Below are 25,706 nucleotides of genomic sequence, written 5' to 3' on the forward strand. Positions count from 1 at the left end.
TATCGTCTTTCAGCAGAACAAGGAGATGCTGATGCACAATACAACTTGGGATGGATGTATGCCAAAGGACAAGGAGTCACACAAGATTACAAAGAAGCGGTCAAGTGGTATCGTCTTGCAGCTGAACAAGGAAATGCTTCAGCACAATTCAACTTGGGATTGATGTATAGCAAAGGAGAAGGAGTCACACAAGACGACAAAGAAGCGGTCAAATGGTTTCGTCTTTCAGCGGAACAGGGAATTGCTGAAGCACAATCCAACTTGGGATTGATGTATTACAACGGACAAGGAGTCACACAAGATTATGTATTAGCACATATGTGGTTTAATATTGCAGGTTCTAATGGACAGAAGGTTGCGATAGAAAATAGAGGTATAGTGGAAAAGAGAATGACTCCACAACAAATAGAGAAAGCGCAAGAAATGGCAAGAAATTGGAAACCGAAAACTAAGTAAATCCACACTAACGAACTCAACCTCGCATCACCACTCACTCCAAACGCTTCTCCCACTTCCATCTGAACAAATCTTGAGGAATTCTCAACGTTTCAAATCTCCTTGCTTCAAACAGATTGCCAAATTCAATGTAAACCGTTTTGGTAGCTTTTGATTCGTCTGTTTCGATAGGGTCTATTAATTGGGAGAACAATTTACCTTTTGAAGAAGTCCCAAATCTAGGACAATTCGCTTTCCCCCAGCCTCAAGCTCAATGCATGTTCCTCCAATTTCTTGTGTCCCACGATGAATACAGACTTTCATGGGCAAAGTTTAACAGAAAGTACCTTTTTAATTTTTATCGAAAATGGTTCTCTTGTGATTGAGGGAAAATGGCCCCCGTAAATCGAGGTAATGATTGAAATGGGGGCGAGACAATAGTCAGTGCAATCAATTGCACTCCATACCACAAGGTTGAACTATAATTGCACAGCCTTCACGTTCCCGATTGAAAATGTATGAACGTTCACCATAAACCGTGAGTCTTTCCTATGCCTAAAAGTGACCCTCCTTGGTACTTCACACCTCTGGCGACCGTCCTTGGAATACTGATTGTCATTGTTCTCTACATCTTTGGCGCAAACTTGCTCAACTGGATATCACCGGGAACCGTGACTCACCCATTTCCACTGCAATTCTTTAAATAGCCCAACCAATCATACCTACTTTTTAAATATCCCAACCTAATTACAAATAAGGTGTTTACCCACTCGAGCACTTACTTGAATCTGCATTTAATAAGGACGGTGAATTGTTGGCTGTTCGTTGCCATAAATTGACTTTATCCATATCCTGAAATAATATCAGGCATTCCCATACCTCGGAGGTGGCCCATGAAGAAACTCGCTTTTCTTATCCTGCCTTTCCTTTTTGCCTTACCGAGTCCAAATTTATCCGCCGAAGAAATCAAGTTGGCAAGTTGGAATATTCGGAATATTTCCGATGCAAGCCGTTCCGATGCCGAACTTGGTATTATCAGCCTTGTCTTATTCCGTTATGACTTTATAGCCATTCAGGAAGTCCGAACGGACGATAAAGCCATCAAGCGCATTCAGAAGATCCTCAAGGATGATTTTCAAGTTGATTATGAAATTGATGTCAGCGGTCCCGTGGGAGACAAAGGGGAGAGGTACGCCTTCTTATGGCGGAAGGATCGCATTTCCCAGACCAAGGCAGGCTCTTTCTACTCCGACACTAACGACCAATTCGTCCGAGAGCCTTATTGTGGCTCCTTTCAGGCCAGTTCGTTTGATTGGACCTTATGTGCGGTTCATATAAAGTTTGGCGCTAATCAAGCCGATCGTCGCCCTGAAATCGAAGCCATGGATGATGTATATAGAGCCATTAAAGCCCAGGGACAGGAGCGGGATATTATTACCTGCGGGGACTTTAATTTTCCACCAACCGACCATGGTTGGGATGAACTGAAATCAGAGGATTTAATGAGTTTTGCCATGTCGTCTCCGGCCAGGACAACCATTGGGGATAAGTCCCTCTATGATAATTGCTGGTGGCCGACCTTCACTTCTGAAGTGATTTTGGGAAGTGGAGAGGTGTACGAATTTGACGAATTGATGTATCCAGAGGGGGCTGTTTGTCGGGCATGGCTTTCAACTCACCTTTAAGAGTTCATCCCACTGTGTTGTGTATCGCGGCGAGCGCAACCCGCACCGCATTTTCCACTCTCTGTTCACACCCTGCGCCCCGAAAAATAAAGTGTCGGGTCCGTGGCCCTTATTGATTCGATCCACAATGCCCATCAAATGGTCGCCTGGGTGATGGTCGGAGCTGGCAAACAAATTCGTCTGTTCCAACGATGCAGGGATGAGATCCAGTAGCATAATACCTACTTTTTTATAGCGATATCCAGGTTTATAGATTCGGTTCAAGCAAAGCTTTGCGGCGCCAATGATGAGGCGGGTGTCGCTCGTAGGAATCGTTAAAGTGCAGGTCATGGCATTGCTGTATTGCTTGTCGGTTTCCCGGAATCCATTGGTCTGAACGAACACATACACCGCTTGCGCTCTACTGTTTTGCTTTCTGAGCTTTTCACAGGCCCGCGCCGCGTAGTTGGATAGCGCTTCTTCTATGGGTTCCTTTTCGGTTAGCAGTTTGCCAAACGACTTGGATGACATGATATTTTTTTTGGGCTGAATGTCTTCCAGGTCGATGCAGGATTGTCCCCTCAGTTCACGCAATATACGTTCCCCGACAACCGAAAGTTGCTTGCGGATCATAGTGGGACTCGCGTCTCTGAGTTCCGAAGCTTTGTGAATACCCATTCGGCCCAGGCGATCAGCCCACCTACTGCCAACTCCCCATAGCTTTTGGACATCGAGAGTTTTTAGAATTTCATCTTGTGCCGGCTGACTTCGAATATCGAACACTCCATCATCCGTCTTTTTTTTCGCAACGTGATTGGCGACCTTCGCCAGCACTTTGGACGGACCAATGCCAATGGATACGGGAATCCCGGTCCACTGTAGAATTTTAGATCGAATGGTTTTGCAGTATTCAATCAGGTCACGCGGTTCTAAATAATCCAACCGTAAAAATGCTTCATCGATCGAATAGACCTCCATGTCAGGAGAAAATAGGCGGAGGCTTTCCATCACCCTCTGGGACATATCGCCGTAAAGCTGATAATTGGAGGAAAATACAGCGACGTTATGTTTCTTGAGAACTGCTTTTTGCTCAAAAAAAGGTACACCCATGGGAATGCCCAGGGCCTTGACCTCATTGGACCGGGCGACAATACAACCATCATTATTGGATAATACGACAATGGGGCGTTTCTTTAGGCGGGGATCAAACACGCGCTCGCAGGACGCATAGAAATTGTTGCAATCGACCAGGGCGAAGATTTTCACAGTAAATTATGGAGCACATGGGTGACGACACCCCAAACCACAACCTCATTCCCTTCCTGTAATTCAATTGGCGGATAGCTCTCATTTTCGGATTGTAGCAAGAGTCGCCCATTCAATTTGCAGAGACGTTTTACCGTGAGTTGGCCGTCTACTTCAACAATAGCAACCTTGCCATGAACGGGTTCTAAGCTCCTGTCCACGATCAAAAGGTCGCCATTAAAAATACCGGCCCCGGTCATTGAGTCGCCGGATGCCCTGACAAAGTAAGTCGCCGCAGGATGCTTGATGACATGCTCATTAAGGTCAAGTGACCCTTCCATGTAGTCGTCAGCGGGTGATGGAAACCCCGCCTCAACGCGGTACAAGGCCAATGGCAACGGAAGGTGACTGGCAACATCTGAGGGAATTGGGATGGCTAGTGTCATAGGACAAATTAACCTGCCCATATGATGGTGTCAAATAATTTTCGCTATATTTTCGCTATCACATCCTACCCGCCACAGGAGCCCGAAGGCCCCCGGAGTGGTGGGTGGTTAAGTTGAATCGCCTAAACTCAAGCTCTTCGATTCTCTTAATTAAATCGCCGAGCATCCAAGATGCTGCCCTAATTGCCAAACTGCTGTGGCATAGGGCCCCTTATTCGGACGGAGCCCAGCATAACTCATAAAGGTTCCGATTCCAATAATTCCATAGATTAGATCGTGCCCAAGGAGTTTGGTTATTTGACCGATTCATCCTGCCGGGGAAAACGAAGGAAATTTGTTGGGACTCCGACCACCTCTGTGTGAGCCTTGCCTAAGCAAACCCATGTGACGGTCCACTTGCGGTAACAGCAGGCAACCTCCGGCGTCACTGGTCACATGTCCGCCGGAAAAGGAGGCTTCGATTTTGCGGCGATTGAAGCCTGGAAATTCGAATTGGAGGGGTGTACAATCTGTCACGGTAAATTCCTTTCTTAGAGTTCTCGCTCAGCCTTATTCTAAAGGCTTGAAAGGAGTTTGCCCCTCTTTCTCATGCAATATCAGGGCTAGCACCAATGATGCGCAAATTTCTAACTTGCAGGGGCGGTCACATCTAATGATGAGGACATCTCCGGCTTACAAGGTGTCTATAAATCTAGGGGCGTATCAGGAAGGACTTTAATTGATGATACACCACAATAAAAAGTAAAGTCTTAAATGAAATCATTAATGGATGAATCTGCTTCTCATTTTATAGAGAAGTGGTTTGTAAGTGAGAAACCTTTTGTTCTTGGTTTAAGACACGAGGATAAAGAGGTGAGGTTAAAAACATTAAATAGATTCTGCTCCAAATTTGGAGTCGTCAGGAACCTCAAACGACTTGAAACGGAAAAAACCGAGGGGAGATTAAATCCTCTCCTAACTATTCTGGAAAGATACAAGAAAAAGTATAAGGAAATTGACCGATCCGATACCTCAAAGATCGTAAACAAACTATCAGAAAATATAAGAGAGGATTACGGTACTCTGAATATTTCGTTGTCATCGAAATTGCTTTGGATGCTATTTCAATCCCCAATTGTGATTTATGACAGTAAGGTAAAAATTGCACTGAAATCTGAGGGATACAAAATAAAGGATGGTGATTACGATCAGTATTTGAAATCGTGGAATGATCTTTATGAAAAGCATAAACCAGATATTAAAAAGAGTTGTGCTTGGTTGGTCAAATCTAAACCTTTTGAAGGTATTCTTGATTCTGGAGAGTTGAAGGAATTGATGACCTCAGATTGGTTTCAACTCAGAGTATTCGATATATACCTTTGGAAACTTTAATGCAAAGAAAGAACTGTCAGACAAGTTTGACGAACTATCAACTACAGTATCACTTGCAGGAACATTATGGAACTAAAGGGACACGACATGATCTTCCCGTTATTAGTGGACAGTTAATTAAGCCGCATTCTTTTTCTCGAAGTCTACCGGGCTGAGGTAGCCGAGATAGGAATGGCGACGTTGCCGGTTATAAAATATTTCAATGTAATTAAAAATGTCCGTTTTTGCTTCCTGCCGGGTATCGTAAACCTTTCCTTGAGTCAACTCCACTTTTAGGTGTGGAAGAAACTTTCCGTCACAGCATTATCCCAGCAATCCCCTTATATGCTCATAAGCTTTGCCGACCAGAGGAACAACTCTCCTCTCACCGTTTTTAGTTCTTAAGAGAGTTATTCTCCTGTTCTGCAAGTCGATATACCTTCATTTCAATCGGAGTATTTCTTTATTCCTGAAGATTTCATTAATAAAATTTAATGTAAGATTAGCCATATTTAATTGACACTATTGTTTAACTAATTGTACGCTTATAAAGCTATTTTTTCCTAATACAAGGGTTTGGTTTAATGAAGGCAAATTCCATAACAGCTTTTTTGGTTTTTCTGATGATGACACTATTCGTCACTGAAGCTGCTTATGCCTATTCAAAAACCAGTGGTTTCCCCGGTGTCTTCCAAGAACATAGTTACACCCAGCCAAGACAAATCATTCACACCGTTGAAAAAAATGAAAGCCTCTGGCAGATCGCCAGACAGTTTGATGTGAATTTTACAAAGCTGGCAGAGATCAACGGCATTAAAAATCCCGATTTGATTTTTCCTGGCACCAAGCTGATCATTAAAATCCAGCTCGACGGTTCAATTCTTGTAGCAAACAAGGAAGAACCTGTTAATAACGTCATCCCTTTCGATTTCACCTCCCGTGAAGCGGTGGCCCATGTTATTTATCCGGATAAGGACGACTTGTTCTCTCCTGAGAACCCGACCGTATCCTATGAAGTTCCTGAACGCATATCAAAGCAACAGCCCGAAACTTCAAAGCAGCCTCTGGTATTCAAGAGCTTCGCAAGTTTCCTCAAGTGGTTTTCTGCAGAACTCGGTTATACGAGTGACATGGCACAAGCAAGAGGCCAATCAAGCTTTGAACCTCCAACCAACCCTACATATCTCAACTCCGGGAGTATGCTTACCAATGCACTACTCGAAAGCGGAGACGAGATATCATCTGCGTCCGAATATTTTTGTTCCCACATTACCGACATATTAAGTCCTCCTCCTAAAACTCTGTAATTCACCCAGGCAGTCAAAGATATAGAGCATGGATAATTCCGCTCTATTCCATTGAACCCTTATTGGGGATTACGAGATGAAGACCATATTCAATCCAGGTATTAATAGAAATGACCTGTTGAACCTGATATCCAAAGGTCAGGAGGTTATAGAACTCCTTAAAAGTATTATTTCAATTGAAGATTTGCAAAACGTGACCTTCGCAAACTTGCTTCCAGCTGCTGAGTCACGGTTGACACCAGAAGCACTGCTCATACTGGAAAAAAAGGTTTCACAGTTAAAGGTGGCATTTGAGAATGACTCGACCATCCTAATTAAACTACCGGGAAAGCTGGCGGTTGAATACAGTTGCCGACAAATGGGCTTTAGGAGCCAGGAAACTAAAACCTGGAAAATACTGATGGAAATTCTTTCCTCTGCGCCGCACACTTTCAATTTCGGAATTGCGTATTTCTATCCTGATGGGAGCAAAAAATACAGGCAGAAGAGCAAGGAATACGACGCAGGGTGGAAACTGTTCGATGAACTCAACAAGAAACTACTGACATTCTTTAACAGGGAATTCAACTGGACCTTTCCCGAAGGCTACAAGCTGTATAAGAATGCTGTCACAGGAAGTGACGGAGAGAAGTGTTTCAAGTTTTTCGTGGAGCCGCCTTCGTCACAAACAGCCACACCTGCTCTTTCGTCAAAGGGTGAAGCAGTTTCTCTTAATGAGATTGAAAAACGTTTTCTGTCCTTTGATGAAAATAAACTTGTGAAGGAAATCAGGACGCTCAATGACGATTTTTCGGTCGATTCGTGGGTACATAATGACCCTCCCGAATACCTGATAGCCGCTTTGAATGTTGGGAAGAACAAATTCGGATGGGCCGATGAGAAAGTGAGGGAAATCATCCTGTACTAATCAGGTCCATTCAGTTTTTACCTTAAAAGCAGTCCTCGGGCAGTCTTGTCCGGGGGCTGTTTTGTTTTTGAAGACAAACTGTTCGAAGAAAACCATTTCTCTAACAAGGTTAAACCCTGCACCCTTTTCACATTCCACTCAATTAATCCTGCCTTACCTTTCCGATTTCCACAAATCAATTTTTAAAAACAGTTTCATCGAGATCTCGAACTATAGAAACAAGGCAAGGTTTTTTAATTGCCTTCCCTATTCTCAAACAAGGAGGATCACGGTGCTTAATTGTGAACATTCAACCTTCAAAGTAACACCATTGAACAGGAAGACCATTGCCCTGCAATTGATTGGCAATTTCCACAAACACGTCACCCACCGGCTCCGCAAGGAAATAATGTCCCGGCTCAAGGAACAGAACGTGGTCGTTGACCTGTCCAGAGTTAATGACATCGATACCTCGGGTACAGCGCTTCTCGTTGAATGTTTCCGGATTAGTGAAACCACGAATACCACATTCAAGGTGGTCGGAATAAACAGGAAGGTCAAATCTATTTTTGAGATGCGGAAACTTTCTACGATATTCAGCAACTTAAACTTTTCGCTCATCCCCCATAGAGCAGACCATGTCTTATACCGCTCCAGAATTGTGTGAGCAGTTTTTTAAATTAAACAACTCTTATCAATCTGAAAGGAAAGCCCATGAGCAGTTACTTAAACCGGAGAGAAGCCATCGCCGCCATGGTCATGCAGGTATTCATTGTCAAACACAAGGGTCTGCCGCCCACTCCAAACCAGGCGGCCCTGTCAGCGCTAGAGCATGCCGATGCATTACCGGAACTCCTGGGCACCCAAAGGAAAAATAGTAAACCTTCATCCAACCCACTGAGGATCAACGGAGACCTTGTAAAATTATGAAAACTTATATAGGGAAATTCTTCGTCACGGCTTTCGTTTCAATGCAGCTGGCAGTTGGTTTGTCGCTGCTCGAGGCTTCACCAAACGTCATTGAAAAATATCCAAGTGAACACTTTACTGTCACTGACATACAGCCTGGTCCAGCAAATAATGAAGTCACTCTCAAGCTCGACCATTCTATATCCTTTCCGGCCTTATTTACCTGGTCGAAAAAAGAGCGGCCAAGAATTTCGCCTCGACTGGAATTTGATTGGAACATCAGCTACGCAAACCGTGACCATATTATTCTAAGCGGGGATTTCATAAAGGGACAACGATATTCATTTGTATTTCAACCCGGATTTGAGCTGGACGGAAAATTATACAAACCAACGAAGACCAATTTTGTCATAGAGCCTGAATCTTCAATAGGATTTTTCAATGATAATGATGTCATAGAAAGAAACAGCAAACAGTTGCTCCACTTGAACCTGACAAATATCGATAGATTCAAAGTCCATTCGATGAAAATACCTCCCCTTCTCCTCCCTCATGTTCTTGGCCGGAATATTGACTGGGAAAAAACTCTAGACGATTTGAACTCTTACCAGGAAACGAGCGCGAATGCAGAAAACTTTCCTGAGGATTTCAGGGAATTGCAGGGACAGCTGGTAAAAGACACACAAATCTTCAATTTCCAGAAAAACTTCAAACAAAAGCCGTTTTCCATTCCCCTCACATACAGGCGTGATAAGGACAAGGGCTCGGTCGAACTTATAAAGGTTGAGAGTGATAACCCAGAACTCAAAGCCGAATCACCATACAGACTGGTAAGGATTACCGACATTGGAATTACCTACAAGCGTTCAAGTAATAGCCTGCTGATCTGGCTGACCTCCATTCAAAAAGGAACTCCCATAGGCAGTCAAAAGGTTTATGCCTTGGATGACCAGTTGCATACTTTTTATCTTGGTACAACCAATTCAGACGGAGTCATCATTTTCAAACCCGGAACCTTCAAGTCAATGAAATTCGAGAAGCACGGCGAATACAAAATGTTGGAAAGGTTTTTGGGCTTAGACCAGATAAAATCTTTAGTTTCCATGTCGCAAGATGATATTTCCTTTATAGAGATTAAACATGGGGACGAGTTTTACCCAGAGGATGCCCAAGGGAAAAGACCTGTTGATCAACTGCAGAAATTGATATCGGCCAGTATTTTTACGGAGAGAGGAATTTACAGGCCGGGGGATACAGTCTTCTTTAAAGGAACATTAAGAAAATACTCTGATGGCAAAATCAATCCCTACAAAAATGAAACGCCCATCATGATTCAAAATCCTAGAGGCGAGACCGTTTTTCAATCAACATATAAACCTACTGACTTTGGAACCTTGTCAGGAGATTTAAAGCTAAAGACTGAATTCCCGTTGGGAACCTACACAATATTCATGGGGCCTGAGAGTGAATACTTATCCACCCAGACCTTTGAGCTGCAAGAGTTCCGTGCACCAAAGCATAAAACCTTGATTACGTTTGAAACCGAAACACAAAAGGACAAAGAGTTTGTAAACTTAAAAATCGATACAAAGTATTTAAAGATAAAAATAGCAGGCCAATACTACGTTGGAGGGCCGTTAAAGAATGCCCAGGTTAGATGGAAGATATTTCATGGAAAGACCAGGTTCGAAGTCAATGGGTACGATAATTTCAGGTTTGAAAACAGCGAGGCGGAAGAGGAACTCATTGAAAGTAGTGAATCTATTCTCGATGAAGATGGAAATGCCGAGTTCAGCTTCCCAATCGGTTCAATGGTAACAACAGGAAGGAGAAGTCTCATTGTCGTGGCCAGCGTCATTGACTTTGATGGCAGGGTTGCCACCAGTAAAATGGCTTACCAAGGAAAACCGAATTTTCTCGTGGGCATGAGCAAACACTCGCAAACCGTGAAGGCCGGTATGGATTTGCCAATGAGGTTTGTCGTTATCAACAATGAAGGAACTAAAATACAAAATCAAAAGGTTACAGTTAATGTCCTAAGAAAAGGCTGGAATTATATTCGTAAACGAAATGACAGGGGGGAGGTTTACTGGAACTGGCAGAGGTTGTGGAAAAATGTGTATTCTGTAGAACACGAAATCAACGACTCCGAAAACCCGTTCATTTTTTCAAATTCATACAGCGGCGATTACCTGGTGACAACTTCTTTTTCATCACAAGGCAAAACCTTCACATCAGGAAACATTTTAACGGTGGAGGATGGTTACGATTCTTACGAACAGAGGAAAAAGTTAAATCCCTATGAGAAAATCTCACTTGTATCAAATAAAAACACCTATACACCAGGAACCAATGCAGAAATTAAATTCCTTCCCGTTCATAAGTCACCCGTTTACCTGATCACCCTGGAAAGGGAAGGCGTTCTGGATTATAAACTTCTGCAAACAGAAGAACAGCAGCCCAGGCTTGAAATCCCTTTAACAGACAATCTCGCTCCCAATATTTATGTTTCCATTTTAGGGACGATACCTCGAACAGACTTCCCATTTTACCCATCCTCCATCGATGAAGGAGCACCCAATTTTCAGTTTGGTGCAATCAATCTTCAAGTCCTGAAAGAAACTAATGACCTGAAAGTCGTAGTTAATAATGGAGCTGAATCTATTTCCCAGAAACCCTCAACCAAAGGAACTTTACAAATATCTGTTAAAGATAAAAATGGGGCAGGAAAAATAACCGAACTGGCTATTGGTATCATCGATGAAAAAATCCTTGCCCTGACTCACTACAAAAGCCCCGACCTTTCCCCGTTATCCAGGATTGAAATTCCTCTCAGTGTCGGTACGGCTGATCTTCGTTCCCGGCTTTCGAAGCAGACACCGTTAAAGATGATCTGGAACAAACAGCTCACTGGGGGAGGAGGACTTGAAAATTCCTCTGCTTCTGACACGACCATAAGGTCAGACTTCAACCCTGTGGCCTACTTCAACTCGTCAGTCGTCACAGACTCCGATGGAAACGCAACCATAGAATATGAGTTGCCTGATTCCATTACTTCTTATCGCGTTTACATAGTGGCTTGTGATAAGGAGAATGGCTTTGGTAATACAGAGCTTCCATTGATTGCCTCTAAAGATTTCTACATTGAACCAGGACTTCCCAGATTTTTTTCAAAAGGCGACAGGTTTAACTTTCTCGTAAAAGCCATCAACAATTCCAAAGCCGGTTCCCCGCTGGACTTCACGTCAGACGCGACAGACAACCTGCACCTTGTCCAGCAAGGCAAAAACTATTTTCTAGATGCCATGGATTCCACCCAGATCAAGATAGAGGGAGAAGCTCTATCAACTGGCACGGCCTCGGTGCTTTTTTCTGGAAATCTTCAAGGTAAAACAGATGCTGTTCAACTGGAGGTGCCCGTCCACTCGGGTCATACCATTGGCACCGATGTGCTCATTGGTTCATTCAAAAGGGATTTGAAGCTGGCGCTTCCGCTTGAGCGATTAATGGAGAAGGGATTTAAGGATGAAGAATTCATTGAAAATTCTCGTTTCAAGCTTACATTTTCCAAAACACCATTTTTAAGAATGTCTGAGGGAATTGCTTATCTCCTTCAGTATCCGTATGGATGTGTAGAACAGACCAGTTCCAGGCTCCTGCCCCTGGTTGCTCTAAGGGGGCTCATCGATGAAGGGCATATCCCTGAAATCACCTCAGAAGCTGCAGACAAATATATAAAGGCTGGCGTGAACAGGCTGTTCGAGATGCAGACCGAATCGGGTGGCTTCGGGTACTGGCCTGGGAATAAAGATCCCCACAAGATGGGCACCTTGTATGCGATGGCGGCATTGAGCATCGCTAGGAAGAATGGGGTGGATGTCCCGGAAGAACGAATGCAGAAGTCGGTCCGCTACCTTAAAGACCTGCTCAACAATAATGAAGGCCTTGACGACACGTTTGTGGCATTCGGAAGTTACATTCTGTCCTTGAACAATGCCTTCAACCCATCAAACATGAACATACTGAGAATGGCAAAGGGGAAAAGTACTGAAGCTGAAATGTTCATGCTTTTAGCAAGGAACAACTCAGGTTCTTCTATGCAGCAAAAGTTTGGTAATAATATTATAAAATTCCTCCAATCCAAAACGCTCGACATTATTACTCCTCCTGATTACGGCGAGTTTAACGCCAGGCACAGGCATGAAGCCGTGGCTCTCCTGGCTGCGAACTCCATAGACTCTGATCATCCACTGGCACATAGCATGGCAAAGGCCTTAATCCGTGGAATGGAATCAGACGGGTTCTGGACTTCGACAAGTGATACCGGGTGGGCCCTTTACGCACTCGGCGAATATTATAAAAACCAGAAGACCTCCAGCATTCCTGTAAGTATTAACGTCTCATGGGGTGATTATTCTTCAGATGAAGTCCTCACAGGGCAAAAATTCAAGATCGTGGACCTGGATATTTCCTCAAATCTGAAAAACCCAATCTTGAAATTCAAATCAGGCACTGACGAATCCATTTACTACAAAGCAACTTTAAAATATCCAAGGCTGGGGTATGCCAGTTCGGGGCACTCCAATGGATTTTACATCCATAAAACCATAGAAAACCAAAGTGGCTCAGGAAGTATCCATGTAGGAGACATCGTAAAAGTAAAGATCGACATAGATGTTAAAGGTCTATCTTACGAAAAACCTTACACCTATGTGGTAATTGATGACCCGCTTCCCTCAGGTCTCGTTGCCATAAACAGCGCCATCAAGACCGAAGAGCGCATGGACAATGAAGATACTGATGACAATGAGGGCGACTACTGGAACAGCGACGGCACGTATAAACTTGTTCCTAACTTTGTCGAATTCAAGGATGACCGCGTTTTCATCTTTAAGGACAGGATGTATTGGAACGGGACCTATCAGTATACCTATTACGCTCGGGCAATCATGGAGGGGGACTTTATCCTTCCATCAACCAAAGTCCAGCTCATGTACTCCCCTCAGGTGGCAGGCTTCACACCAAAAGATAAAATAGAAATTTCAGGGAGGTGAAACTTATGTCCTTTTCCTACCGATGGCCTTTAAAAGTTTTACTTCTATTGATGGCCTTTGCCGCAATGGTTCATCTTGAATCAGCCAGCACTGTTTCCATTGTTGATTTCTACCCTGAACCGAATACGGTATTTGAAGATAGAACAGGAAATATTCTTCGTTGGGTTCCTGATGAAAATGGCGAGCGTCATACCTGGATGCCTATGCACAGCATCCCTGACATCGTTCAGAAAGCCTTCATTTCCGCTGAAGACCATCGTTTCTACAGTCATCCGGGAATTGACTTCATGGCAATTATGCGTGCTGTTAGAAGCAACCTTGCCGAAGGACACATTGTGTCCGGTGCTTCAACACTCACCCAGCAACTTTCCCGGCTGACCTACCCGAGGAAAAGAACCTATTACGACAAGATGGTTGAGTTAATAAGAAGTCTGAGAATTGAATGGCTACTCGACAAGCAACAAATCCTTGAACTCTACCTTAACAGGGTTCCGTTGGGTAACAACCTGGTCGGGATCAGCGCTGGTTCAATGGTTTATTTCGGGAAGGCCCTTTCCCGGCTGACCAGCTCCGAGGCCGCATTGCTCGCGTCTCTTCCCAAGGCACCGGGGAACTTGAATCCATATGGCAGGAATGTCTCGTACCTTACTGAAAGAAAAAATTGGGTATTAAAACAAATGCACAAATACAGACATATAAGTTCCTGGGAATTAGAGAGTGGTTTACAAACCATGCCCTTCATAAAACCGAAGTCATTTCCCTTTGATGCTCCCCACTTCATAAACCTTGTATTGCCTTTAAAACAACAGGGAAACCTGAAAACCACGATAGACTTGAAACTACAAAAACGTGTTGAGCAGGTTCTGAATTCACATCAATTCAGGTTGAAAAGAAAAACCGCCCGCCAGGCTTCAGTTGTCATTCTCGATAACGCAAATTCGGAAATACTAAGTCTTGTAGGTTCTATAGAATATTCAAATCTAAATGAGGGATTTAATAATGGGACAAACGCTTTGAGGTCTCCCGGCTCTACCCTCAAACCATTTCTTTTCGCACAAGCCCTGGATTTAGGATTGAATACCGCAACAATACTCGAAGATATAGAAAGAACATACGCCTCGCCGCGTGGCATTTATAGTCCGGTAAATTTCAACCGCAAGTCATACGGACCGGTCTCCATGAGAAATGCTCTTGGTAATTCCCTGAATCAAACTGCGGTCAGCCTGCTCAATACGATTGGCTATTCTTCATTTTATGAAACCCTGCGATCCCTGGACCTTATAAACTTTCCTAAACGAGGTCCCGAACATTATGGCCTTGGAATGGTAATAGGAAACCCGGAGGTCACCTTGGTCCAACTTGCATCTGCTTATGCCAGTTTGGCAAGAGGGGGATTATTTCTACCTGCAAAATACTTTATTAATGATAAGAGTCAAAAAGGTAAAAGGGTCTTTTCAGAAGAGGCCAGCTACATCATCACGGACATGCTTTCTGATTCCTCGGCAAGAACACTTACTTTCGGTGACTTTTTCAATCAAAAGCTTCCATTCAAGGTAGCTTTAAAAACAGGTACGAGTACCAATTTCCGAGACGGCTGGATAGTCGGCTACACACCTAAATATACCGTGGCAATTTGGGTTGGCAATTTCAACGGGCAGCCAACAGGTGGCTTGAGTGGGGCACAGGCAGCCGGTCCTATCCTGGTTGATATATTGAATGAACTATACCCGAATGGTTTCTCATCATCTTTCCCCAGGCCTGACAGAGTGATTTCGACAGAGGTTTGTTCACATTCAGGTATGAGGCCAAATAAATTCTGCCCGCATGTGAAACGTGAATTATTTATTAACGGAATGGGGCCTGGAGAAATCTGCAACTATCACAACGGATCAGGGGAAACACATGATCTTCCTCCACAGTTCGCAACATGGCTCCACAGTAAATACAAAAAAGGTGTTGAGGGTAATTACCGCCTTGCCGGTTTTTCGAAGGACCTGGACAAAGCATTTCAAAAGGGAAATAAAATCAACAGGGATACCCAAAGAAGATTCGAACCGTCAAATTTAGCAATACAAATCACGAGACCAGTAAACGGCGAAATATACATACTGAATTCAAACGAAGAAGCATACGAAATTCGAATGGATGCGTCCAGCACCACTCCCTTAACTGAAATCACATGGTACGTGGACGGCAGAGAACATGACAAAGTTGGTCCTCCTTACAAAACCAAATGGCCACTTTCAAGGGGCAGGCACACCATCACGGCGGTTGGCCCTGGCCATTCAGGAGACTCCATCGCGATAGAAGTCAGGTAGGCCAGCAGAGACCCACCTGGTTTGTTCGATAATTAATGAGAAAATAGCAAACACCTCTAGCCCCCTACAAAACTCCAGTCATCATTTACTACCCAATTCACAGAGCTTTTAGCACTTATTACATCCATTTCTGACATAGCTTATCCGAGATCTCGAACTATATAGACGAAGCAAATATATTTTAACAATCTTTAACAGAAATATGAGGTCAGGCTATGAAAAGGAATTACAAGATTCTTCTCTTCGTCATTTTTGCCGGTATTTTTTGGTTAACCCCAATTGTTGGAACAGCAACCCCATCCAACGATTCCTATGGTGATCCTCTCGATGAAGTTTTCAGATTAAAAGAAACTTTGCGGTCTGATTCAGCAAATGTGAAGGCTCGCAACGATCTTGGAATTTTGTATATGAAATTGGAGAAGAACCAGGAAGCAATCAATGAGTTTGAAAGGGCTTTAAAGGTAACCCCCTACTACCCAATGGGGCCGTTTTTTTCTGGAAATGTTTATACGGATGCCAAGAGATATCAAAATCAAATTGATCAATTTCAAAAAGTGATCCAAACAAACCAAGAATATGCCAAGGCTCACAACAACTTGGGTTTGGTTTATCTGAAACTTGAGAATTATGAAGAAGCCAAAAAGGAATTTGAAGAATCCATAAAAATTAATCCAAAATCCGTTAACCCTCACAACAACCTTGGAATACTTTTAGAGAAACAAGGTGAAAAGGAATTGGCAATCTCCAAATATCAAGATGCGTTAAATCTGGAACCTGACAATGCAACGACTCTTCACAACCTCAGTCTTGCTAATTATTCATCAAAGAATGAAGAACATTCAACTCACTCCCTGAGCCAGGCTTCGACCAATTTAAAAGAAAGACAAGAAAACCGGCAGAATACATTCACCCTTCAACCTGCGATCAACTTTGGAACAGACAAAAAGGAAGTTGAGATCATTTTTTCTTCCCAATCGAAAACTACACAAGCGATTCCTTTAAAAGTTGAAACCAATAGTTTTTCAAAAGGTATCGATAGTTCGAAATTCACACCTTTTGCAGAGACCAATCAAGCAATTGATACTGCTGAAACTCCAAAAGAATTCATAGTGCAAAAAGCAGTCTTCGGTGAAGGACAAATTTTGGAAAATATTCAGGAACCTGAATCAGAGATAACCAATACTGATGACTATAACCTTGTGCATCAGAATAATACCAAGGCAATTCAACCACCAAATGAAGACACGGATATGGAACTTCCTAAAGGGGAGCCTGCAGAGAAAATAAAGATTTTGACAGTGACCGCTGACATTGAAAATAAGAGTGAATTGGAAAAGGAAGACGGCAAAGAGAACATAGAAGAAGAAATGTCTGAGAAACCATCTGTGCCTTCTCTTTATCCAGCAACCCAGAACAACCATCAAGTTGCAGAAACACAAAACCCTGATCCTGTTTTAGGTGATTGGCTTTTTAAATTTCCAAAATAAGGTTGGTCCATTCGGTGAGCATTGAAAGCAATACGCAGTTGGCTGGAGATAATTCAGGGTTTCTTAAATTGGGGTTCTTAAATGAAAGCATCTATTCCAATTGCCATTTTTCTAATCTTGGTTCTGGTTTTCCTGAATCAATGTTCAGGGGAAGAAAAACAAATGATCATGACCCAAAAAGTATACACGGGGACAATGAATGGCAAACACCCATTTGAAATGAGCATACACCGGGAAGGTGATAAGTTGTCTGGGTTTGTATTAAATACCTACAAGCAAAAAGCAGAAATTAAAGGGAAAGTTGACGGAGATGATGTGTTTATCATCAACGAATTTAATGGAGACCAGAAAACAGGAATATTTTCAGGTCGATTCATTCCTGGGGGTGAGATTAAGGGCACCTGGTCTACTCCTGATGGTAAAAAATGGAACTTATTTTATTTGCTTGAAAATACCAAATGATCTCTGAACCAATGAACAAAGAAAATAATCAGGAGATTTATACAAGTTTTCCTTCCAATGATCTGGCGGGGCGGGTAGCCCAGAATACTTCCCTCAGGGCTTATATTATTAATCCAAGTACCCTCCCTTTATTTTCATTCAGTAACCTCCTGCTGGATGATTATAAATTCGCCCCGCCAGTTCTATTTATAAATTTATATTCGAACGGATAAACCTCATGAAATGGATAATTGGATTATCATTTATTTTTTTGATTTTTTCAGGCTGTGCCAAATCCTTAAAGACCCTCTTGCCTCCGATCGTTGAACCTAGCCCCATTAGTGCGCCAGAGAAGCTCACCGAGGAGCCAGCTAAGCCGCCCCCTTGGGTCTTAGCCAATAGAAGAGGGGCAGGTGAATACATTGCAAATGGAGCTTTCTTTGGAGTGGGCAACAGTAGTGGAGAAAGAGATGGAAGCGAACTATTTGCTTCACCAGATGACAGAGCCAGAAATATTGTAGCTGGAATGTTTAGATCTTTTCAAAAATCCCTGGCGAATAGTTTCTCAAGCGTAGGCGTAAATAAAATAAATAGTCAGGACACAGGCAATGAGAATATTCCCTCTGGAATTCAGAAAGTGACAGCAACCCTCTTAATGGAAATGGAGATAGTGGATCATTGGGAGGATCGTTCTGAAGATCAATTTTATTCACTGGCTAAACTGGATCTCAATAAATTTAAAGAAAGGCTAAATAATTACCCCCTATTTTCAAGAATAACTCAAGAGGCCATCAAAGAACGTTCTGACAAATTAATTCAAGAAATGGAGCAGAACATTGATAACAAAAAAATCATGACCAGAAATGGGGCTGGATATGACAACCAGAGCAAGAGGTTTTATTTGTATTAGCAAGGGTAAGAGGAATTTTATTATTTGCACTCTAAAGTTGAGTTATTGGACGGGTTAAACATATGAAAGCCGCCAGGTTTATTATTGAGAAAGGTTTTTATGTTTCAGTTGCCCTTTTCATTGTAATTGTTTGTCTGGTTGTGGGGATGTATTTCAAAGTCCACAAAGACCTTCCACAACTTCCCGACAACTTAAAAACCATTTACTTAAAGCCTCCAACAGAAATCTATTCTTCAGATGGAGTTCTGCTAAAAGTCCTCGGTGAGCGTTTAATCGTTGACTTGGACATGATATCCCCGCATTTCCAGAAAGCCATCATTGCCGTGGAAGATGCAAGATTTTATGAGCATAGGGGGCTGGATCACATTTCCCTCATTCGAGCTGTTCTGGCTAATTTTAAGGGAGGGAGAATGGTTCAGGGAGGGAGCACGTTAACGCAACAGCTCGCTAAAAATCTATTCTTTTCTTTTGAGAAAAACTGGGTGCGGAAATTCAAAGAACTATTGATCGCATTGCAGATGGAAGTTACCTTTTCAAAAAGTGAAATTTTGGAGGCTTATTGCAACCAGGTTTACTTCGGCAACGGGGTATACGGTGTTGAAGAAGCCAGCAGGTTGTATTTTGCCAAGCGTGCACAAGATCTCACTTTACTGGAAGCCGCCATGCTGGCAGGCATTCCAAACTCTCCCAATATCTTCAATCCATTCAGAAATTTTAAACGGGCTTTCAGGCGCTCCAAAATTGTTTTAAATCGCATGAAAGAAGGAGGAGATATTACAGAAAATCAAAAAAAAGAGGCTTTGAAATCTAAAGTTTCTATACAGGATAAGAAGAAATCTTCAAGCCCAAACTTTTATTTCATTGATTTTGTATTGGCGCAAATTGAAAAGCAATATGGGAAAGAGTTTGTTTACTCTGGAGGTCTGAAAATTATTACCACCTTGAATACTGTTGCTCAACAAAACGCTCAAAAAGCAGCTGACCGCAATTTAAAGTTTTTAGAAAGAAGGATGGCAAAAGCAGGAAATGAGGAATCTCTGGAAGCGGCATTGGTCTGCATTGAAAATAAAACAGGCGCGGTTCGGGTCATGCTTGGAGGGCGGGATCACTCCCAGAGCCAGTATAATCGGGCTATTTCAAATAATCGCATGCCCGGCTCCTCTTTCAAGCCTTTTGTTTACATGAGTGCCATGACAAACCTTGGATATAGTCCGGCGACTGTAGTGGTGGACGAACCCATTCAATTAAATATCCCTGGCAGTCCTCCCTGGATTCCCAAAAACTACAACGAAAAGTATTTTGGGCCGGTTGTTTTAAAAACCGCATTGGCAAAGTCGCTCAATATCGTTTCTATAAAGTTGATGTACCAATTAACCCCCAACAAAGTGATAACCACGGCCAGAAGGTTTGGAGTCACAAGTCCTTTAGAAAAAAATTATTCTCTTGCCTTGGGAACCTCTGGTGTTTCACCCCTGGAACTGGCTTCTGCTTACAGCGTAATAGCCAATTCAGGTGTTTATAATAAGCCATACTTCATTGAAAAAATTGAGAGTTACGATGGAAAGATTCTATTTGAAAACTTAATACATAAAGTTCATCGTTTCTCACCAAATGAAATCTACCCTCTAATGGATATGATGCAGGGAGTGATTGAAAACGGATCGGGGCAGGTAATTCGAAAAATTGGATTTGACCATCCAGCGGCTGGAAAAACCGGAACTACCAATGATTTTAAAGATGGATGGTTTACTGGATTTGTTAAAGAGTTTACGACATCTGTCTGGGTTGGATTTGACAACAATAAATCAATGATTGGTCCTCAAGGTAAGGGAATTACCGGGTCTCATGCAGCCGCTCCGATATGGGCTCTCTTTATGAAACAACTGATGAAGGGAAGGGATAAATCTAATTTCACCATTCCACCTGGAATCAAGTTTGAGAATGTAAACTTTAAAACCGGTTTCCTTGAAAAGGAGAAATCAAAAGAGACAATCCAGGTGGCTGTCAAGGAGGATGTTGAACTATCTTTTCCTCCACCAGATTTAGCTATTCAAGGTAATGGCACCAAAGAACCTCTTGTTGCCGAAGAAAAGACTTTCCAGCCAGTGGCTGTTGGAGAACATCCTGCAAATTTTATTCAAGAGCCTGAGAAGGTTGAGAGTAAGTCGTTAAATGCAAATGAGGAACATAAAATCAATGCAAGCAACCAACTAGACATTCAAATCTGGTTCATGTTGAATCTGAAAAATGCCTCTCTGGATCAAGTAAAGAACATCTCTGATTCCTGGTTTTTAAATATATTGAAAGAAACCAAAGAACCGGGAGCAAAAGATATTTCCCGGCTGATGCAGGGAAGAAAAAATGTAATTGATCATTTGATAAACTTGGTTGGTTCCATCGATGCAAAATTTAAAGGAGGTTTGACATTACGAAACGTAATGATGCCTTCGGAAATTAAAATATATGCAGATTAGAAGGGGAAACCCATGAAAAAATTTAATGGAATTCTAATGGTTCAATATTTACTCTGTGCATTTTTGGGAATATTTTTTCTCGCAGAGGGAGCAGTTCCCCTTTTTAACTATGTCTCAAACCAAAGTCTCTCTTCTCGAAAAACTTTTGACGTGTACAGGGCTTCTGCCCAAGAGGGCGACTCATTTTCCCAGTATCGCCTCGGCAAAGCATACTTGGAGGGTATCGGCACAGAAGAAGATTTTGGAAAAGCGGTCAAGTGGCTTTTTCATGCCCGCCAAAATGGTAGTTACAAAGCTGAATTGGAATTAAGCAAAATTCGGAAAAAAGTAGCAACTTCTTCTGATTCTAATGAAGTAATGGAAATTATTTTGGCGTTTCAGGAGATAGCGAATGAATTTCATAAAAAGTATCCGGAAACCAAGAAACCCGATGCAATGCAGGAAACGACAGGAACCATTCTTCTTTTTGGGGAAGGAAGCGAGGATGAGGCTCTAGATGTGCTTATTCAGGAAGCCTATCTGCTTCGTGCGCCCGCACAAATAATGCTTAGAATAACATACAAATATGGTTTGGAAGATAAATTGGAACCCTATGATCCTAGAATTCTTGCTCATTACCAACGTGTTGTGGGCGATGGCATTCCGCGAGATCAGTTTTACGTTGCTGAAATGCATTATTACGAATTAGGGGTAAAGAGAAATGTTCCATACGCCAGAGAACTTTTAGAGAATAATCCACTAGAAGATGCTCAAGAACTTCTGTTTGCAATATATTATGAGCAGGGAGAAATAGAGCTGGCTGAGGAGGTTACAAAACAAGCGGCAGATAATGACTATTCTTGGGGGGCCTATAACTATGGCGTTTTTTTGAAAGAAAAGGGAAGCCATAAGGAGGCGGTGGAATATTTCAACAAGACTCTGGAAATCGATCCTGAATACTGGGAAGCAATGCTCAATCTGGGACAGGCTTATATTAGAGGCTGGGGAGTAGAGGAAAATTCAATGCAGGGCTTTTCATTTTACAAAGCAGTTGCAGATGGAGGATCCGAAGGTGAAGAGGCGACCCTGATTGGCCAGCATATGACGGGGATATTATATCTTCAAGGAATAGGGACCCAAAAAGATTTGGATCAGGGACTTGCCTATTTGAATAAGTCTGCTACGGGTGGGTATGAAAAATCAAAACAATTTTTATTAGGCTATGAACGGGATGAAAACCAAATATAATGGTCGTGGCCTTGAAATTACAGATTAAGAATTTATTCAATTCCATACTTGTCAGATTTTGTATTTGTTGAGGAGGGTCATCGCTCCTATGCAAAAATTACACTGAGGAATAGATTGAAGTAAATATTATAATCCAGGCAAATTCCAAACAAAATTCTGGTCCCCAAAGGCGATTTTATTAATCAAGGAAATTATCCTAAGGATTTAAAATGTCAAAAAGGAAATCCCGGTTTGAGCGTAGCAAAAAGGCTGTTGAATCCGATAAATTACAAGAACAGTTGGTTAACCAACGTCAGACAGTTTTTAGAAGCACATTTTGGCTAGTTGTACTCATCGAGATAGGACTTTGGTATTTTCAAATTGATTTATGGATTAGGCTGGTTGTCCCTATGGTGTGGATCGGATTCCTTATTCATAACAATGCCCTCCTAATACTGCATGAGCTTTGGGAAATAAATGATCAACTTGCGGGACGTAAGGATGAGTTTAGGAATGTTATTTCCAGCGAACAGCACCAAAATGATGATTAATATCACCCATAATAGAACAATTTAAATACGCCGTTTAAGTCCTTGTGCCCCTTACTTGCTGGAGAAAGAATGAAACGCTTAATTCCAGTCTTCCTTTTGTTATTCCTATCGTTTCCTGTATATGCGGATGACTATCAAGACGGAGTGGATGCTGGTCGCAGGGGTGATTATAAAACGGCAATTGAGAAGTTCGAATCATTGGCGGAAGAGGGGCATGCCCAGGCGCAATTCACTCTCGGTCTTATGTATGGTGTAGGTCATGGCGTACCGCAAAATTTTAAGAAATCGGAGAAGTGGTACCGCAAAGCTGCCAATAAGGGGCATGCAGAAGCACAACACGCTATCGGTCTACTGTATTACGATGGCCAACGACTACCACAAGATTACAAGAAGGCTGTCCATTGGTTCAGGATGTCTGCAAAAAATGGATTTGCCGAAGCGCAAGCCCGTCTCGGCATAATGTATTTCGCCGGAGGCCAGGGCTTACTACAGGATTTTAAGGAAGCGGAGAAATGGTCCCGCAAGGCCGCGAAACAAGGGGATGCCGATGCGCAAACCATACTCGGTATTATGTATAGCGAAGGACAAGGAGTTCCGCAGGATGATAAGGAATCAGTGAAGTGGCTCCTGCTGGCCGCCAATCAGGGAATTTCCCAGGCCCAAGCCATGCTTGGTATCATGTATAGCTCAGGATTGGGTGTACAAAAGAATTTAACAGAGGCCATTAAATGGTATCGACTTGCTGCCGAGCAGGGTGTCCCCGAAGCCCAATTAGCGTTAGACAAAATAATGAGTGGAATGGCCGAAGCGGCCCAAAAGGTGGATGAAAAATTTTTGGCCGAAAAAAATGGAGACAAAAAGGCCTCTGCAGATTTGTTAACAGACGAAAAACCCAAGTTTGACGGGAAGTCATCAATATTTTTAAAGTGCAAAACCAAACAACGAAAGTTTATGGAAACTGACATTTTAGAGTTTAATCCCTCCATCGGAAAACTTATCTGGGTAGAAGACGATAAGGGTTTGTCAATTTATCTTCCAATGGAGATCGAGGAATACTCAGGTAAGTTCATAAAAGCAAGCTACACGATAAAAAAAATGCTTGCAGCTTTGGAATCTGTCCAACAAGACCTTGATCAAAAGGGATTAGCCGAACTTCAACAAATAAAATCTTCCATTGATTATATACGAAACGTTCTCCCTGATAAGCTCGTAAAGGAAGGAGTTTCGTCTGATGAAACCCAAAAAATGACACAAAAATTACTCGATATGTCGTTGGGTTTTAAGCAATATGTTGAGCTTGATCGTTATTCTGGAGAGATACGTTGGATTCAACCTTACCGAAAACCTCAAATTTCAGCCGGAAAAGATATAAAAAGGGAGTTAAGAAAGGTAAGTGTACGAAATTGGAAAGGAAATTTTAGTATGGTTGGAAAGGTATAAACTAGAATGAATAATTTGGCCTTATTTTTTTGTTGCAAGATTTATGTTGAATGGTTCCAGGGGTGAATTTGACACCATAGGCTTCACGCCCACGCCACGAACCGTGCGCCAAATCTTTCTAATTTCTTCTGGGTTTACCCCAATAACATCATTGTATTTCTTCTGGCTGTCGCGCATGTCATTTTTGACTTTGACTTCAATTATCTTGGCACCATGAATGCCAAAATAGTCACCTCCCCAATTGGACCACTTCACCTTACAGGCTTTGTAGACTTCCTCCTGGTAAGGGATGTCTTTTGCTAGGATTCTCTCTGCTTTCGGCAATCGCTCTTGAACCTTCCACAGTTCCTTAAATGCCACTTCGATTTGAGTTCTGAATATGAGGTCCAGTTTACGCTTTGGGCCGCGCTCGCCTGATCTTTTCTTCTTTGGCTCCGGCTTTTGCTCCTCCATTGGAACGCTGTCAGCGACTGGGGTGAGGGGCTTTTCATTGAGGTACCAAATCTCATCGCTTATCAACTGTTGCGCCAGGGGAGTGTCCTTCAACCATTTGTGGATGGTTGACATATCCACGTATCGAGCCAATACGGACTCGTCAAAGGTTTGTTCTCTGTCTAAACGTTTGAAACCTTCATGGTAGGAAATGTGGCCATCATCCATTGCTTCAAGGAGCGCGGAGAAGACAAAATGCTGTCTGTCATTTGACAGATCAATGGTATGTCTCTTGATAAGAGTTCGGAGATATTCTCCAAAAATTTTATAGGCATTGCTGGGGCAGATCACGCGTGGCCCCGGATCGTATTCGTAATCTAATTCTGTATTCATTCTTTGCGATCCTTCATATACGCCCTTCAATTAGTAAACATAGGAAACCGGGTTGAAGGTGGCCCCGGCTTTCGGCTCTCATTGCCATGAAAGCCTATCCCATGATTTTTAAATTAATTCTTAAAATTAATATAGTCCCGCACGATAGACGGATGCTAAAACACACGAGCAAAATTACCCGATCAAAAGACAGGGCAAAAGCCAAAGGCAAACGAAACCCGTCTTCTGGGTGAACTGGTAATATTAAAATGTATGTTATGGATTGGTTAAGGCTGGCTGGGGTAGGGGTCTTGCGTGATGTTCTTTCACCATTCTATCCAGGCGGCCATAAACTATCCATTTTATGTGAAGTCATCTTTCTTTGCTTTTTTGAATCTTCTTCGGTAGAAAAAATCACCGTCATATCCATTTGCTTCAATCTGCTTGCTGTGGTCCGACCGTGAGGAGGGCCACCCGTGAAAACTTTTTACTGCTACTACCATTTTAACAAAATATCAGGCAATTAATTGTCACGTTATTGTCAACAAGTGTCCTGAAAATATATCTATATTCAATTATACCACAGACACCTTTTTGTCTTGGCTTCGAAACGGGGTAGTGTGCCCCGAGAAAATTGCAGATACCAAATAAAACAAAAAGTTAAACATTAATATTCGGATTTCGATTTATTTATCCAATAAATTCCGAACTTCACAAGAGCCGCTTTTTCAGGCCCACTATATTCTTTCCCCACAGCCACCTCACTTAATAAATAATTC

19 protein-coding genes and 1 pseudogene are annotated in these 25,706 nt (G+C 42.5%); 16 read left to right on the top strand and 4 right to left on the bottom strand.

The window, feature by feature from the left end:
* Positions 1-456: tetratricopeptide repeat protein (locus O3C58_12215; GenBank protein MDA0692616.1), on the top strand; the 456-nt coding region annotated here is incomplete at its 5' end.
* Between the two features lie 872 nt (positions 457-1,328).
* Positions 1,329-2,120, top strand: a complete 792-nt coding sequence (locus O3C58_12220; protein ID MDA0692617.1) for an endonuclease/exonuclease/phosphatase family protein — start codon at positions 1,329-1,331, stop codon at positions 2,118-2,120.
* Here the strand turns inward: O3C58_12220 and O3C58_12225 are convergent.
* Both O3C58_12225 and umuD read right to left on the bottom strand, forming a co-directional pair.
* On the bottom strand, positions 2,106-3,365 hold the full coding sequence (locus O3C58_12225) for a Y-family DNA polymerase (GenBank protein MDA0692618.1): 1,260 nt from the start codon (positions 3,363-3,365) through the stop codon (positions 2,106-2,108). The two genes, O3C58_12220 and O3C58_12225, sit on opposite strands and share 15 nt — an antisense overlap.
* Complete coding sequence (gene umuD, locus O3C58_12230) at positions 3,362-3,790, bottom strand: translesion error-prone DNA polymerase V autoproteolytic subunit (protein MDA0692619.1); 429 nt, start codon at positions 3,788-3,790, stop codon at positions 3,362-3,364. Before umuD ends, O3C58_12225 begins: the two co-directional genes overlap by 4 nt.
* 765 nt (positions 3,791-4,555) lie before the next feature.
* Here umuD and O3C58_12235 point away from each other — a divergent pair.
* Positions 4,556-5,161 (top strand): hypothetical protein, encoded by a 606-nt coding sequence (locus O3C58_12235; protein ID MDA0692620.1) that lies wholly within the window; start codon positions 4,556-4,558, stop codon positions 5,159-5,161.
* A gap of 117 nt (positions 5,162-5,278) precedes the next feature.
* Here the strand turns inward: O3C58_12235 and O3C58_12240 are convergent.
* A pseudogene (locus O3C58_12240) lies at positions 5,279-5,493 on the bottom strand (IS3 family transposase).
* Between the two features lie 231 nt (positions 5,494-5,724).
* On the opposite strand from O3C58_12240, the gene O3C58_12245 reads away from it, so the two are divergent.
* The 13 genes from O3C58_12245 (at position 5,725) to O3C58_12305 (ending at position 24,123) form a co-directional block, all read left to right on the top strand.
* A complete protein-coding gene (locus O3C58_12245; GenBank protein MDA0692621.1) occupies positions 5,725-6,447 on the top strand; it encodes a LysM domain-containing protein in 723 nt (240 codons plus the stop codon).
* Between the two features lie 76 nt (positions 6,448-6,523).
* Positions 6,524-7,354 carry a hypothetical protein gene (locus tag O3C58_12250; protein ID MDA0692622.1) on the top strand — a complete coding sequence of 277 codons (831 nt, stop codon included), beginning with the start codon at positions 6,524-6,526 and terminating at the stop codon, positions 7,352-7,354.
* Between the two features lie 310 nt (positions 7,355-7,664).
* On the top strand, positions 7,665-8,000 hold the full coding sequence (locus O3C58_12255) for an STAS domain-containing protein (GenBank protein MDA0692623.1): 336 nt from the start codon (positions 7,665-7,667) through the stop codon (positions 7,998-8,000).
* Between the two features lie 47 nt (positions 8,001-8,047).
* Positions 8,048-8,263: a hypothetical protein gene (locus O3C58_12260; GenBank protein ID MDA0692624.1), complete on the top strand. Its 216-nt coding sequence runs from the start codon at positions 8,048-8,050 to the stop codon at positions 8,261-8,263.
* Positions 8,260-13,296, top strand: a complete 5,037-nt coding sequence (locus O3C58_12265; GenBank protein ID MDA0692625.1) for an MG2 domain-containing protein — start codon at positions 8,260-8,262, stop codon at positions 13,294-13,296. The genes O3C58_12260 and O3C58_12265 overlap by 4 nt, the downstream gene beginning before the upstream one ends.
* 5 nt (positions 13,297-13,301) lie before the next feature.
* Positions 13,302-15,614: a penicillin-binding protein 1C gene (gene pbpC, locus O3C58_12270; protein MDA0692626.1), complete on the top strand. Its 2,313-nt coding sequence runs from the start codon at positions 13,302-13,304 to the stop codon at positions 15,612-15,614.
* 215 nt (positions 15,615-15,829) lie between these two features.
* The gene (locus O3C58_12275; GenBank protein MDA0692627.1) at positions 15,830-17,101 is read left to right on the top strand and encodes a tetratricopeptide repeat protein; all 1,272 of its coding nucleotides are present in this window, start codon (positions 15,830-15,832) and stop codon (positions 17,099-17,101) included.
* Positions 17,102-17,182: 81 nt separating this feature from the next.
* Positions 17,183-17,563, top strand: a complete 381-nt coding sequence (locus O3C58_12280; GenBank protein ID MDA0692628.1) for a hypothetical protein — start codon at positions 17,183-17,185, stop codon at positions 17,561-17,563.
* Between the two features lie 217 nt (positions 17,564-17,780).
* A complete protein-coding gene (locus O3C58_12285) occupies positions 17,781-18,452 on the top strand; it encodes a hypothetical protein (GenBank protein MDA0692629.1) in 672 nt (223 codons plus the stop codon).
* Between the two features lie 62 nt (positions 18,453-18,514).
* Positions 18,515-20,926: a PBP1A family penicillin-binding protein gene (locus O3C58_12290; protein MDA0692630.1), complete on the top strand. Its 2,412-nt coding sequence runs from the start codon at positions 18,515-18,517 to the stop codon at positions 20,924-20,926.
* A gap of 12 nt (positions 20,927-20,938) precedes the next feature.
* Entirely contained in the window at positions 20,939-22,153 is a 1,215-nt protein-coding gene (locus tag O3C58_12295; GenBank protein ID MDA0692631.1) for a hypothetical protein, read from the top strand.
* 209 nt (positions 22,154-22,362) lie between these two features.
* Positions 22,363-22,683 carry a hypothetical protein gene (locus O3C58_12300; GenBank protein ID MDA0692632.1) on the top strand — a complete coding sequence of 107 codons (321 nt, stop codon included), beginning with the start codon at positions 22,363-22,365 and terminating at the stop codon, positions 22,681-22,683.
* Positions 22,684-22,752: 69 nt separating this feature from the next.
* The gene (locus O3C58_12305) at positions 22,753-24,123 is read left to right on the top strand and encodes a tetratricopeptide repeat protein (protein MDA0692633.1); all 1,371 of its coding nucleotides are present in this window, start codon (positions 22,753-22,755) and stop codon (positions 24,121-24,123) included.
* Between the two features lie 21 nt (positions 24,124-24,144).
* Here O3C58_12305 and O3C58_12310 read toward each other — a convergent pair whose 3' ends face one another.
* Complete coding sequence (locus O3C58_12310; GenBank protein MDA0692634.1) at positions 24,145-24,948, bottom strand: hypothetical protein; 804 nt, start codon at positions 24,946-24,948, stop codon at positions 24,145-24,147.
* Positions 24,949-25,706 lie beyond the last annotated feature (758 nt).

This window comes from Nitrospinota bacterium (genome assembly GCA_027619975.1).
Taxonomy (GTDB): Bacteria; Nitrospinota; Nitrospinia; order Nitrospinales; family VA-1; genus JADFGI01.

What these genes read in the sequence shown, in the direction of transcription:
- O3C58_12220 (MDA0692617.1), top strand. Translation starts at nt 1,329, where the DNA reads ATGAAGAAACTCGCTTTTCTTATCCTGCCTTTCCTTTTTGCCTTACCG.
- umuD (MDA0692619.1), bottom strand. Translation starts at nt 3,790, where the DNA reads ATGACACTAGCCATCCCAATTCCCTCAGATGTTGCCAGTCACCTTCCG.
- O3C58_12235 (MDA0692620.1), top strand. Translation starts at nt 4,556, where the DNA reads ATGGATGAATCTGCTTCTCATTTTATAGAGAAGTGGTTTGTAAGTGAG.
- O3C58_12245 (MDA0692621.1), top strand. Translation starts at nt 5,725, where the DNA reads ATGAAGGCAAATTCCATAACAGCTTTTTTGGTTTTTCTGATGATGACA.
- O3C58_12250 (MDA0692622.1), top strand. Translation starts at nt 6,524, where the DNA reads ATGAAGACCATATTCAATCCAGGTATTAATAGAAATGACCTGTTGAAC.
- O3C58_12260 (MDA0692624.1), top strand. Translation starts at nt 8,048, where the DNA reads ATGAGCAGTTACTTAAACCGGAGAGAAGCCATCGCCGCCATGGTCATG.
- O3C58_12265 (MDA0692625.1), top strand. Translation starts at nt 8,260, where the DNA reads ATGAAAACTTATATAGGGAAATTCTTCGTCACGGCTTTCGTTTCAATG.
- pbpC (MDA0692626.1), top strand. Translation starts at nt 13,302, where the DNA reads ATGTCCTTTTCCTACCGATGGCCTTTAAAAGTTTTACTTCTATTGATG.
- O3C58_12275 (MDA0692627.1), top strand. Translation starts at nt 15,830, where the DNA reads ATGAAAAGGAATTACAAGATTCTTCTCTTCGTCATTTTTGCCGGTATT.
- O3C58_12280 (MDA0692628.1), top strand. Translation starts at nt 17,183, where the DNA reads ATGAAAGCATCTATTCCAATTGCCATTTTTCTAATCTTGGTTCTGGTT.
- O3C58_12285 (MDA0692629.1), top strand. Translation starts at nt 17,781, where the DNA reads ATGAAATGGATAATTGGATTATCATTTATTTTTTTGATTTTTTCAGGC.
- O3C58_12290 (MDA0692630.1), top strand. Translation starts at nt 18,515, where the DNA reads ATGAAAGCCGCCAGGTTTATTATTGAGAAAGGTTTTTATGTTTCAGTT.
- O3C58_12295 (MDA0692631.1), top strand. Translation starts at nt 20,939, where the DNA reads ATGAAAAAATTTAATGGAATTCTAATGGTTCAATATTTACTCTGTGCA.
- O3C58_12300 (MDA0692632.1), top strand. Translation starts at nt 22,363, where the DNA reads ATGTCAAAAAGGAAATCCCGGTTTGAGCGTAGCAAAAAGGCTGTTGAA.
- O3C58_12305 (MDA0692633.1), top strand. Translation starts at nt 22,753, where the DNA reads ATGAAACGCTTAATTCCAGTCTTCCTTTTGTTATTCCTATCGTTTCCT.
- O3C58_12310 (MDA0692634.1), bottom strand. Translation starts at nt 24,948, where the DNA reads ATGAATACAGAATTAGATTACGAATACGATCCGGGGCCACGCGTGATC.